11 protein-coding genes are annotated in these 11,569 nt (G+C 69.5%); 8 read left to right on the forward strand and 3 right to left on the reverse strand.

Annotation, left to right across the window (positions count from 1 at the left end; translation table 11 throughout):
- Positions 1-209: 209 nt before the first annotated feature.
- Complete coding sequence (locus HFP89_RS14565; RefSeq protein WP_168718401.1) at positions 210-908, reverse strand: carbonic anhydrase family protein; 699 nt, start codon at positions 906-908, stop codon at positions 210-212.
- Positions 909-1,216: 308 nt separating this feature from the next.
- Here HFP89_RS14565 and nadA point away from each other — a divergent pair, with 308 nt between their 5' ends.
- The 6 genes from nadA (at position 1,217) to mgtE (ending at position 7,818) form a co-directional block, all read left to right on the forward strand.
- The gene (gene nadA, locus HFP89_RS14570) at positions 1,217-2,335 is read left to right on the forward strand and encodes a quinolinate synthase NadA (RefSeq protein ID WP_168718402.1); all 1,119 of its coding nucleotides are present in this window, start codon (positions 1,217-1,219) and stop codon (positions 2,333-2,335) included.
- Between the two features lie 5 nt (positions 2,336-2,340).
- Positions 2,341-3,900 (forward strand): L-aspartate oxidase, encoded by a 1,560-nt coding sequence (locus HFP89_RS14575; RefSeq protein WP_168718403.1) that lies wholly within the window; start codon positions 2,341-2,343, stop codon positions 3,898-3,900.
- Positions 3,897-4,742: a carboxylating nicotinate-nucleotide diphosphorylase gene (gene nadC, locus HFP89_RS14580; RefSeq protein WP_168718404.1), complete on the forward strand. Its 846-nt coding sequence runs from the start codon at positions 3,897-3,899 to the stop codon at positions 4,740-4,742. Before HFP89_RS14575 ends, nadC begins: the two co-directional genes overlap by 4 nt.
- Positions 4,743-4,813: 71 nt before the next feature.
- On the forward strand, positions 4,814-5,029 hold the full coding sequence (locus tag HFP89_RS14585; protein WP_168718405.1) for a hypothetical protein: 216 nt from the start codon (positions 4,814-4,816) through the stop codon (positions 5,027-5,029).
- Positions 5,030-5,161: 132 nt separating this feature from the next.
- Entirely contained in the window at positions 5,162-6,397 is a 1,236-nt protein-coding gene (locus HFP89_RS14590) for a saccharopine dehydrogenase NADP-binding domain-containing protein (RefSeq protein WP_168718406.1), read from the forward strand.
- A gap of 35 nt (positions 6,398-6,432) precedes the next feature.
- Positions 6,433-7,818, forward strand: a complete 1,386-nt coding sequence (gene mgtE / locus HFP89_RS14595) for a magnesium transporter (RefSeq protein ID WP_168718407.1) — start codon at positions 6,433-6,435, stop codon at positions 7,816-7,818.
- Between the two features lie 174 nt (positions 7,819-7,992).
- Here the strand turns inward: mgtE and HFP89_RS14600 are convergent, their stop codons facing one another.
- Both HFP89_RS14600 and HFP89_RS14605 read right to left on the reverse strand, forming a co-directional pair.
- Positions 7,993-8,427, reverse strand: coding sequence for a hypothetical protein (locus tag HFP89_RS14600; RefSeq protein ID WP_168718408.1), 435 nt, complete (start codon positions 8,425-8,427; stop codon positions 7,993-7,995).
- 809 nt (positions 8,428-9,236) lie between these two features.
- Positions 9,237-10,097: a DMT family transporter gene (locus HFP89_RS14605; protein ID WP_168718409.1), complete on the reverse strand. Its 861-nt coding sequence runs from the start codon at positions 10,095-10,097 to the stop codon at positions 9,237-9,239.
- 195 nt (positions 10,098-10,292) lie between these two features.
- Here HFP89_RS14605 and HFP89_RS14610 point away from each other — a divergent pair, with 195 nt between their 5' ends.
- Together HFP89_RS14610 and HFP89_RS14615 are read left to right on the forward strand one after the other, a co-directional pair.
- Positions 10,293-10,739, forward strand: coding sequence for an MgtC/SapB family protein (locus HFP89_RS14610; protein ID WP_168718410.1), 447 nt, complete (start codon positions 10,293-10,295; stop codon positions 10,737-10,739).
- Positions 10,740-11,105: 366 nt separating this feature from the next.
- The coding region (locus HFP89_RS14615) for a hypothetical protein (protein ID WP_168715969.1) at positions 11,106-11,569 on the forward strand (464 nt) is incomplete at its 3' end.

Below are 11,569 nucleotides of genomic sequence, written 5' to 3' on the forward strand. Positions count from 1 at the left end.
GGCCCGCGGCGGGCCAGCATGCACCAGGCTTGCCCTGAATCGGTTGCGTGGCCGGGCGAGCGACGACGTGTCGGTTCGCCGGAACATCCGATCGGCATCGCGTTGCGGAACCCGCGGTCCGTTCGGAGCTTCGAAAAAAAAACGCCGGCCGCGGTGCGACCGGCGATGAACAATGGAGAGGTGCCGCGTCGTTGCGGCGATCGTTCTTCTTAGAGGAACCGGACTTCGCCGGTCGCCAGGTCGTGGACCGCGCCGACGACCTTGACCTTGCCTTCCTCGACCAGGCCGCGGACCACATCGCTGCGGCGCAGCAGTTCGTTGACCTGCATCTTGACGTTGGTCTCGATCACCCGGTTGACGAACTCGGTGTTGGCCGAGCTGCGATCGGTGCCGACCGGCGTGCTGACCGCGTCGATGGCCGGCTCGATTTCGTCGAGCAGCGCGGTGAGGTTGCCGAGCTCGACGCCGTCGCAGGCACCCTTGACCGCGCCGCAGGCGGTGTGGCCCATGACCACGATGACCTTGGAACCGGCCGCTGCGGTGGCGAACTCGAAGCTGCCGAGCAGGTTGGTGTCGACGACGTTGCCGGCCACGCGGCCGACGAAGATGTCACCGACGCCCTGGTCGAACACCACTTCCGGGGCCGAGCGCGAGTCCAGGCAGGACAGGACGACGGCGAACGGGAACTGGCCGCCGGCGGTGTCGCGCTGCTGTTCGATCAGGTCGCGATCGATCGAGTCACCGGCGACGAAGCGGGCATTGCCGTCCTTCAGCAGCTGCAGGGCCTGGTCGGGCGTCAGCGCGGCCTGGGCCTGCTGGTCGAAGGTGGTGTAGTGATCGTCGGCGATCAACGCCGAAGAGGCCACGAACGCGGCGCCGGCGAGGCAGGAAACGATGAGATTTTTCATAGGTTTCTCCTAACGTTATAATGTAACATGTGGGTGTTGTTCCTATCGAATATTGTCCTGCCCGTGTCGAGGTTTTGTCAACAGGCGCCGCGCACCGGGCTTCACGACATCGGCGCCTCGATCGTTGTCGAGTCAACGGCCACGACGCGACCTCTGGCATCATGTTCAGCGGTAAGACAGGCCGTGCAGCGAGCGCGTCGAAGCCGCCGAAGCGGGCCGAGCCGGCGCACTGGTATCTCGTCTTGTTCGGCACCATCTTCCGGTCCGTACCCGACTGCGCGACCCATGCGCCGCGCTGGAGCAGCCCGATGAACCTTTCCACGAATGACCGTTCGACGAGCGAATGGCCCGACGCCGGCCACCTGGACTTCACGCCGGCGGTCCGCGCCCGCACCGCCGGGCTGTTCGACCGCGTGCGCGACGTGGTGCCCGAGGCCGAGTGGCCGCTGCACGCGCCGCTGATCGATGCGATCCGCCGGCTGGCTGCGGAACGCAACGCGGTGATCCTGGCCCACAACTACATGACGCCGGAAATCTTCCACGGTGTCGGCCACGCGACCGGCGATTCACTGAAACTGGCCCAGCTGGCCGCGGAGTCCGACGCCGAGGTCATCGTCCAGGCCGGCGTGCACTTCATGGCCGAGACGGCCAAGATCCTGTGCCCGGACAAGACCGTATTGATCCCGGACCTCCGCGCCGGCTGCTCGCTGGCCGCCAGCATCACCGGCGCCGACGTCGAACGGATCAAGCAGGCCTATCCGGGCGTCCCGGTCGTGACCTACGTCAACACCACGGCCGAGGTGAAGGCCGCCTCGGACATCTGCTGCACCTCGTCGAACGCCGTCCAGGTGGTCGAGGCCGTGGCCGCGCAGTGGAACAGCGACACGGTGATCCTGATTCCCGACGAGTACCTGGCGAAGAACGTCGCCAGCCAGACCGACATCCGCATCCTGACCTGGCAGGGCGCCTGCGAAGTCCATGAGCGCTTCACTGCCGCCGAGATCGAGCAGCTGCGCGCCGAGCACCCGGACGCGATGATCATCACCCATCCCGAGTGCCCCCCGGACGTGCTGAAGGCCGCCGACTTCGCCGGCTCGACCGGCGCGATGGCGGCCTTCGTCCGCGACCGCAAGCCGGCCAAGGCCATCCTGATCACCGAGTGCTCGATGAGCGACAACGTGGCCGTGGACAACCCGGAGACCCGCTTCGTGCGGCCGTGCAACCTGTGCCCGCACATGAAGCGGATCACGCTGGAGAGCATCTACGACGCGCTGCGGTTCAACCGCTACGAAGTCGAGGTCGACCCGGCCGTGGCCGAGGCGGCCCGGGCCAGCGTGCAGGCCATGCTGGACCTGCCGGCCCTCGACGGGCCGCCGGCCTTCGACACCGCGCGGCCGGCCGTTTCGATCCCCTACGTCCAGGTCTGATCGCGATGTCTTCGACCCGCTCGACCGGCGACTCGCCGATCGTCATCGTCGGCGCCGGGCTGGCCGGGCTGTGGTGCGCGCTGAACCTGGCACCACGCCGGGTCGTCCTGCTGACCGGCGCGCCACGCCATCACGCGTCGTCGTCGGCCTGGGCCCAGGGCGGCATCGCCGCGGCGCTGGGCCCGGGTGATTCGCCGGCCGCCCACGCCCTGGACACCGTGGCCGCCGGTGCCGGGTTGGTCGACGGCACCGTGGCGCGCGCGCTGGCCGAAGCGGCTCCGGGCGAGGTCGCGGCACTGGCGCGCGCGGGCGTGCCGTTCGAGCGCGGCACCGACGGCGGCTGGCTCCTGTCGCGCGAAGCCGCGCACCGCCACGCCCGGGTGGCCCGGGTCGGCGGAGACGGCGCCGGCGCGGCGATCGTCTCGGCCCTGACCCGACGCATCGCCTCGTGCTCGCACATCGACGTTCTCGCCGGCTCGGCGGGGACCGGGCTGCTGCGCAATGCACACGGCGCCTGCGTCGGGGTCCTGGTCGAAGACGCCCACGGCGTGCGCACGACGCTGCGCGCCGATGCCGTGGTGCTGGCCACCGGCGGGCTTGGCGGACTCTATGCCGTCAGCACCAATCCCGGTGCCAACCAGGGCCAGGGCCTGGCCTGGGCCGCCCGCATGGGCGCGCGCATCCGCGACCCGGAGTTCGTCCAGTTCCATCCCACCGCCATGAATGTCGGACGCAGCCCCGCGCCGCTGGCCACCGAGGCCCTGCGCGGCGAGGGCGCAAGGCTGATCGATCGACACGGTCAGCGCTTCATGACTGCGCTTCACCCCGACGGCGAGCTCGCGCCGCGCGACGTCGTGGCCCGCGCCGTTCACCGCCAGCACCGGGCCGGCGGCGCCTGGCTGGATGCTCGTCCGCTGGGCCCGACGCTGCCGGCCCGCTTCCCGGCCGTGTTCGAAGCCTGCCGGGCGGCCGGGCTGGATCCACGCCGCGCGCCGATCCCGATCGCGCCGGCCGCGCACTACCACATGGGCGGCGTGGCCACCGACCTGGCCGGGCGCACCGACGTGTCCGGCCTGCGGGTGATCGGCGAGGCGGCCTGCACCGGGGTGCACGGCGCCAACCGGCTGGCCTCGAACTCGTTGCTCGAAGCGGTGGTCATGGCCCGTCGCGCCGCCGAGGACCTGCGCGCGGCGCGCCGCCCGCGCACCCGCGGCGAACTGGACATCGTGGTCGCCCGGGCGCTGCCGGAACCCGCGCTGGCGCGGCTGCGCGATGCGATGCAGCGCGATGCCGGCGTCGAGCGCGACCGCCGGGGCCTGCTACGGCTGATCGACGAGCTGGATCAGCTGCAGCACGACAATGGCCCCACCGATGCACTGCTGGCCGCACGCATGGTGGCCGACTGCGCACTGGCGCGCAGCGAGAGCCGGGGCGCGCACGCCCGCAGCGACCACCCGAACCGTGCCCCGGTCGCACGTCACGCCGACTGGGCCTGGGACGGCCGAACCGGGCGGGTCGCCGTCAGCGCGTCGTCCAACCCGATCCAGCCGGAGCCGCACGCATGAGGCCGACCGTTCCCCATCACGTGATCCTCGAGGTGGTTCGTCGGGCACTGCACGAAGACCTGGGCGGGCGCGGCGACATCACCAGCCAGGCCACGCTGCCGGCCGGACTGGAGGCCGAATACATGCTTCGGGCGCGCGCCGGAGGCCGGCTGGCCGGCAGCGCGGCCGCCCGCTGCGCCTTCCTCGAAGTCGAACCCGAACTGGCGCTGACCGGCTGGCTCGACGACGGCGCCGAACTGGCCCCCGGAACCGTGGTCGGCCGGATCCGCGGCCCGGTTCGCTCCATCCTGACCGCCGAGCGCGTCGCGCTGAACCTGCTCGGACGGCTGGCCGGCATCGCCACGCTGACCCGTCGCTTCGTCGATGCCGTCGCCGGCACCGGCGCCCGGATCACCCACACCCGCAAGACCACCCCCGGCCTGCGCGCGCTGGAACTGGCCGCCGTGGCCGCCGGCGGCGGCGCGATGCACCGCTTCGGGCTCGACGACGCGATCCTGATCAAGGACAACCACGTCGCCGCCTGCGGCAGCGTGGCCGAGGCCGTGCGGCGGGCCCGCGACTTCGCGGGCCACATGACCCGCGTCGCGGTCGAGATCGACCGCATCGACCAGCTGGACGAGGCGATCGACGCCGGCGCCGAAAGCGTGCTGCTCGACAATTTCGACCTCGAGGGCCTCCGCGCCGCCGTCGAGCTGGCCGCCGGCCGGGTCACCCTGGAGGCCTCGGGCAACGTCACGCTGGAAACGGTCCGCGCCATCGCCGAAACCGGCGTCGACGTGATCTCCATCGGCGCCCTGACCCACTCGGCGCCGAACCTGGACCTGGGCCTCGACGCCGACTGACCGGATGCAAGGCGGTCAACCGTTGCGCGGGTGGCCACGTTGAGTCGGGCATCTCTCCACGGAGCCCGACGATGACCTGCAGACGCCTCCCCACCCTCGTCCTGACCCTCGCCGCCGCCCTGATCAGCGGCTGCGCGGTGCACCACCACCACCCGCGCGCCTACCCGACCTGGCAGGCCTACCAGTCCGCGCATCCACAGGCCCGATTCGTCGTCGTGACCACCCGGCCAGCGCGCGACCGGACCTGCTGGAAGGTCCGGCGTGGCTGGCGCTGCGTGGTGCGCTGACCGCACGGAACCCGCGCACCGGAGGATGGCCCGGCAAGGCCGCCGCCAGGCCCGTCGATCGGCCCACGGCTCGACGGCGTCGACCAGCCGCCATGCTATCGTTGCGACAGGTTTCTGCAACGGACGAAAAGCATGGCCGAACGCGAATTCGACCTGGTGCTGATGGGCGCCACCGGCTTCACCGGGCAGCTGGTCGCCGAGCATCTTCTCGAGCGCCACGGCGCCACCGGCGCACTGAAGTGGGCACTGGCCGGACGCAATCCCGACAAGCTCGAGGCCGTCCGGACACAACTGGGCAGCAACGCATCGGCGCTTCCGCTGATCGAGGCCGACAGCTTCGATCGGCCTTCGCTGGATGCGCTGACGAACCGCACCCGGGTGGTGCTGACCACGGTCGGCCCGTACGCGCTGTACGGCCGCGAGCTGGTCGCGGCCTGCGCCGCCAACGGCACCGACTACTGCGACCTGACCGGCGAGGTGCCGTTCATGCGCGACATGATCGATGCCCACGCCACCGCCGCGAAGGCCAGCGGCGCACGGATCGTGCACTGCTGCGGCTTCGACTCGATTCCGTCGGACCTGGGCGTTTCGGTGCTGCAGCAGGCCGCGCAGGAGCGCTTCGGCGGACCGTTGACGCGGGTCGGCCTGCGCGTCAAGGCGGCCAAGGGCGGCCTGAGCGGCGGCACCTTCGCCAGCATGCTGAACATCGTCGAGGCCGCGCGCGCGGATGCCGACATCGCGCGCTACCTGAAGAACCCCTACGCGATCTGCCCGCGCGACCAGCGCGAGGGCCCGCGCCAGCCCTACGTCAATGGGCCGAAACTCGATGAAGAACTCGGCAGCTGGATGGCGCCGTTCATCATGGCCGCGATCAACACCCGGGTCGTGCACCGCGCCAACGCACTGCAGGACCACGCCTACGGCAAGGACTTCCTCTACGACGAGGCGGTGCTCACCGGCAGCGGCTTCGGCGGCCGGATGAAAGCCACCACGGTGTCGCTGGGCATGGGCGCCTTTGCGCTCGGCGCCGGACTGGGTCCGACCCGGTCGCTGCTCAAGAAACTGGTCCTGCCCAAGCCCGGCGAGGGCCCCAGCGCCGAGCAGCGCGAGGCCGGGTTCTTCAACATCGTGATCCACGGCCGCGACGACGCCGGCCACGCACTGCGCGTACGCGTGCGCGGCGATCGCGATCCGGGCTACGGCTCGACCTCGAAGATGATCGGTGAAGCCGCGGTCTGTCTGGCCCGCGACATCGGTCCGGACGTGCCGGGCGGGTTCTGGACCCCGGCCACGGCGCTGGGCGAGTCCCTGCGCTCGCGACTGGCCGAGCACGCCGGGGTGACCTTCGAGGTCGAGAACGCCGGCTGAGCACGATCCCGGGCGACCGGGCACGGAGAGACGCGATGCAGACCGAAGCGGAACTCGACAGCGAACGCGAACGCGCCGGCCAGGCGCTGGACAGCGAGCGCGTGCGCGCCGCGCTGGATGCGATCGCGGCCGAGGACGCCGCGCGGCTGTCCAACGTGCTCGAGCCGCTCCATGCCGCCGACGTCGCCGACCTGCTCGAGCAGATCTCGTCGAACGACCGCGATGCCCTGGTCCGGCTGTGGGGCCGGCAGATCGACGGCGAGATCCTGTCCGAACTCGACGAGTCGATCCGCGAGCCGCTGATCGAGTCGCTGCCTTCGGAAGTGCTCGCCGAGGCGATTCGCGAACTCGACTCCGACGACGTCGTCGACCTGGTCGAGGACCTCCAGGAAGAGCAGCAGACCCGCATCCTCGGCGCGCTGGAGACGATCGACCGGATCGGCGTCGAGAGCGCGCTGTCCTATCCCGAATTCTCGGCCGGCCGCCTGATGCAGCGCGAGCTGGTCGCGCTACCCGAGGACTGGACGGTCGGCCAGGCCATCGATTACGTCCGGACCGCCGACGACCTGCCCGACCAGTTCTATCACGTCGTGCTGGTCTCGCCGGCGATGAAACCGGTCGGCTACGTCGCGCTGGGCCGGCTGCTTTCGTCGCGCCGCGACCATCCGCTGCTCGACATCATCGAAGACAGCTACCGCACGGTCACCGTCACCGATCCGGAATCCGACGTGGCCTACCTGTTCAACCATTACCACCTGATCTCCACGCCGGTGGTCGATGAAAGCGGCCGGCTGGTCGGCGTGATCACCATCGACGACGCCATGGCCGTGCTCGATGAAGAGCACGAGGAAGACCTGCTGCGCCTGGCCGGCGTCGACGAGGATTCGTCGCTGACCGACACGGTGCTGCGCACCACCCGCGGCCGCGCGGTGTGGCTGTTCGTCAACCTGCTGACCGCGATCCTGGCCTCGCTGGTGATCAACGCCTACGCCGAGACCATCGACCAGATGGTGGCGCTGGCGGTGCTGATGCCGATCGTCGCCTCGATGGGCGGCAACGCCGGCACCCAGACCATGACCGTGGCGGTCCGGGCGATCGCCACCCGTGAGCTGACCGCCAGCAACGCACTTCGGGTGAGCTGGCGCGAGATCACGGTCGGCGCGATCAACGGCCTGCTGTTCGGGCTGATCATGGCCGGCGTGGCGGCGTTCTGGTTCGGCGTGCCGAAGCTGGCCCTGGTCATCGCCGTGGCGATGGTGCTCACACTGATCGCTGCGGCCCTCGGCGGCATCCTCATTCCGATCCTGCTCGAGCGCCTGAAGATCGACCCGGCGCTGGCCTCCGGTCCGTTCGTCACCACCGTGACCGACGTGGTCGGCTTCTTCGCCTTCCTGGGGCTGGCCTCGATGCTTCTGCTCTGACGACGGCAGGATCGCTTGGTGTATCCCGCCACTGTTCGCGGTTGACCTCGCCCGACCGGAGGCCGGTCGGGAAGAGAAGTGGTCATGCAGGTAGCGACCAGGCGCTCCGGTCGCTCGTCCCGCGGCCCGCTGCCTCGATGGTCGAACGCCAGCGACCGATCAGCCGATACGGTGTCAGGACCCGGCTGCGGCCTCGCTGCCGGTCGAATACTCGCTGACCCGGCATTCCCCGTCATCGCAGGACAACAACGACGAGGTGCCTTCGCACTGCGCGGTATAGACCAGCACCTGATCGACGCCTTCGCCGACATAGACCAGGTCGATGCACTCCAGCTTCTCGGCGGACTTCGCGACCGCGTCCGGGATCTGGTGCTCCACCGCCGCCGCCAGGGCTCCGGCCTGGCCGCAGTTCATCGGCACCGGGATCAGCGCAGGGTACTGGCAGGCCGCACCGGTGGCGGCATCGACGCCGGCGCCGATCAGGCCGCCGAAGATGATGTTGCCGAAGGTCATGGCCTTGAGCGATGAACTGACGGTCATGATGTAGTCGTCGTAGCCACTGCGCGAACACTGCACGGTCAACTTGCCGCAGACGCGGTTGACCTGCACCGTTCCCGGCGTCTCGTTGACATAGTAGGTTCCTTCCTTGTTGGTCAGTTCACAGGACGCCGCCGGGCAGTTCGGCGTCTAGTGGGCCATGCGGCAAATCAGGTGACACTCAGCCGTCGCACCCGCGTCGTATGCAAGGCGCGCGAGTGCAGGCGTCCTTGCCGGGCCGTCAAGCGAGCGGAACGCAGCATACGGTGCGGGTGCGACGGCCCTCCGGGAGTCACTGTGCCGGCACGACTCGGCGTTGCGTTTCCTGGCAAGGGAGCGGCCATTCCCTGCGAAACGCGCCTTGATCCGCGCCGGCACAGTGGCTCTGAGCGTTACCTGATTTGTCGCATGGCCCACTAGATCGAGACCATCTGGTCCTGCCCGGTGGTGATCGATGCGCAGCCGGTGAGCGCCGATGCGCCGGCGAGCAGCGCCAGAAGTTGCTTTGCAGGTTTCATGTTCATCTGTCGTTTTATTCCACGTTGTCGATTGAAGGTGTGCAACGTGGCCGGGCACGGGGCACGACCTCGCCCACCACGCCGCAGGGGCGCGATGTCGATGTACGCGTCAGGAAGCTGGATGAAATCCGTACCCCATTTCCGGTCGTATGCGCGCGGAGAGCCGCAGCGGCACGAACCGCCCCTCGGTTGCCAAGCCACGATCGCAGCATATCGGGCCCATCTCGACAATTCAATCGCAAGGATGGTCGGACAGAATCGAGGTTTGTGCCAAGGACGTGCCGATGACCCCGTCGACGCTGATCGACTTCTGGTTCGGCCGCGATGGCACGCGCCCTGTGCATCGAAGGGCTCCGACTCGGCTCAGCGGCCCGGACTCGAGGCCGTGCTACGGCCGCGGACGACCAGCCCGATCCCGATCAGGACCAGCGTGCCGGCGCCCAGCAACCGGGCCGACAACGGCTCGGCCAGCAGCAGGACGCCGCCGCCGGCGGTCAGCACCGGCACGGCCAGCTGCGCGACGGCGGCGGTGTGCGTGTCGATCCGGCGCAGCGCGGCATACCAGATCGCGTACCCGAGACCGGACGCCAGCGCACCGGAGGCCACCGCCAGGAGCACCCCGTGGGGATCCCAGCGGGCCTGGGTCGCCCAGACGGCCAGCAGGCCCAGGGCCGGAACCGAGGCGCGGAGGAAGTTTGCCGCGGTGCGGGCGGTCGGGTTGCCCGGCCCGCTGGCCCGCAGCGTGTAGATGCCCCAGGCCACGCCGGCGATCAGCATCAGCCCGGCCTCGGCCGCCGGCGGGGCAGCCAGTCCCGGCCACAGCAACAGCAGCAAGCCGCCGAGCGCGGTGAAGCTGCCGAGCCGCTGCCTGCCGGTCAGGCGCTCGCCGCGCGCTGCGGCCGCCGCCAGCATCGTGACCTGCACGGCACCGAACAGCAGCAGCGCACCGGTCGCGGCGGTCAGGCCTCGATACGCCAGCGAAAAGCACAACGCGTAGCCGAACAGCGCCAGGGCCGGCGTCCAGCCGCCTCTCGAGTCGCTGCGCTCGATCCGTGCACGGACCAGCACCAGCAGCAGCAAGGCACCGGACACCAGGCGAACCGCGGTGAAGCTGATCGGGTCGATCCCGGTCAGGTCCAGCGCGGCGCGGGTCAGCACGGAGTTGGCGGCGAAGGCAAGCAGCGCCAGCGCGGTCAGTCCGATGGCGCGAATCGATGGTCGCATGCAACAGGATTCCCGAAGTGGAGAGCGAGTGCCCGGGCTCGGGCGGCACCGGGCCGCGGGGTACGGAGGCGGCCGTGCGTGGCGAAGCCTGCGCACCCAGCGAAGCGAACGATCTCGCTCAATGGTACAGAACGACTGGCCGAATGCAGCACTGAGCCACTACCCTGTACCAACGCTCATCGCCGGAGCCTCGACATGGACACCGGACTACCGCTGATCGACCTTCTGATTCGGCTCGGCGCGGCCGCCGGTCTGGCGGCGCTGATCGGGCTGGAGCGCGAATTTCGCGGCCGACCCGCCGGGCTGCGCACCCACATGCTGGTTTCGCTGGGCGCGGCCGGCTTCCTGCTGGTCGGCTACGAGATCCTGTTCGCAACCGCCAGCGGCAGCCCATCGGCGCCCGTCGATCCGACCCGCATCGTCGAGGGCGTGATCACCGGCATCGGCTTCCTCGGCGCCGGCAGCATCATCCAGTCGCGCGGCTCGGTCCAGGGCCTGACCACCGGGGCGGCGATCTGGATCGCCGGCGCGGTGGGCGTGGCCTGCGCGTCCGGAAACCTCGTCCTCGCCGCGCTGCTGACCGCCTTTGCGCTGGTCATCGTCACCGCACTCGGCAAGTTCGAGGACCGCATCGAGGACTGAGCGACAGGCGGAGGGTCGGGCGGCTCGGCCAGCAGGCGCCAGCGGCGATTCGGGCGGCCGGAAGTGCGTCCTGCGAACGGCAAGGACTCGTCGCGCCGGGTGCATCTTCGCCGTTCGACGTCGATTCACTGCCTGAACTGACGATTGCGTCACATACCGTGACGATTTTCGGCGATCCCATAACAACCCGTGCCCGACCAGCGCGGGCGCGATCGCGTGGCGACGGTTTTTTCCTCGGAATTTCAGGGTGATGGAATCGAGTACCCGATTCTGGCACAAAAATCGCATTCGTACTTGCGAAGGCCATCGGGCCTCGAACAACGAACGAATCACCCAACAAGAAACCATTCAATAGAGGAAACGACAATGAACAAGCTCGCAATCGCAACCGCCATCGCCGCCGTCTTCGCCGGCACCTCCGCCTTCGCCGCCGTCGGTGGCCAGACCTCGGGCGAAATCGTCATCAAGGGCACCGTCGGTGACCTGTGCGAAATCGCCGTGGTCGACCTGGGCACCAACCTGAACCTGGTCGACGGCGAGCAGAACGCTCGGGTCGGTGAGATCACCGAGACCTGCAACAACCCGGAAGGCTACGAAGTCTCCTTCAGCTCCGACAACGGCGGCTACATGGCCGGCCCGCTGGACGCCCAGTCGTTCTACCGCATCAGCTACGACGACATCGAGGACGAAAGCCTGGAAGACGACCAGCGCATCGAACGCGACGAGCCGCAGTGGAACGCCGCCTACGACCTCACCGTCAACGTCGACGGCGACAGCGAACTGCCGGCCGGCAGCTACCGCGACCTGGTCACGGTGGAAATCGCAGCGCT

The organism is Wenzhouxiangella sp. XN79A, assembly GCF_012272825.1.
Lineage (GTDB): Bacteria > Pseudomonadota > Gammaproteobacteria > Xanthomonadales > Wenzhouxiangellaceae.

Excerpts from the sequence above, each read along its gene's own strand:
- HFP89_RS14565 (WP_168718401.1), bottom strand. The coding sequence starts at position 908 with ATGAAAAATCTCATCGTTTCCTGCCTCGCCGGCGCCGCGTTCGTGGCC.
- nadA (WP_168718402.1), top strand. The coding sequence starts at position 1,217 with ATGAACCTTTCCACGAATGACCGTTCGACGAGCGAATGGCCCGACGCC.
- HFP89_RS14575 (WP_168718403.1), top strand. The coding sequence starts at position 2,341 with ATGTCTTCGACCCGCTCGACCGGCGACTCGCCGATCGTCATCGTCGGC.
- nadC (WP_168718404.1), top strand. The coding sequence starts at position 3,897 with ATGAGGCCGACCGTTCCCCATCACGTGATCCTCGAGGTGGTTCGTCGG.
- HFP89_RS14585 (WP_168718405.1), top strand. The coding sequence starts at position 4,814 with ATGACCTGCAGACGCCTCCCCACCCTCGTCCTGACCCTCGCCGCCGCC.
- HFP89_RS14590 (WP_168718406.1), top strand. The coding sequence starts at position 5,162 with ATGGCCGAACGCGAATTCGACCTGGTGCTGATGGGCGCCACCGGCTTC.
- mgtE (WP_168718407.1), top strand. The coding sequence starts at position 6,433 with ATGCAGACCGAAGCGGAACTCGACAGCGAACGCGAACGCGCCGGCCAG.
- HFP89_RS14605 (WP_168718409.1), bottom strand. The coding sequence starts at position 10,097 with ATGCGACCATCGATTCGCGCCATCGGACTGACCGCGCTGGCGCTGCTT.
- HFP89_RS14610 (WP_168718410.1), top strand. The coding sequence starts at position 10,293 with ATGGACACCGGACTACCGCTGATCGACCTTCTGATTCGGCTCGGCGCG.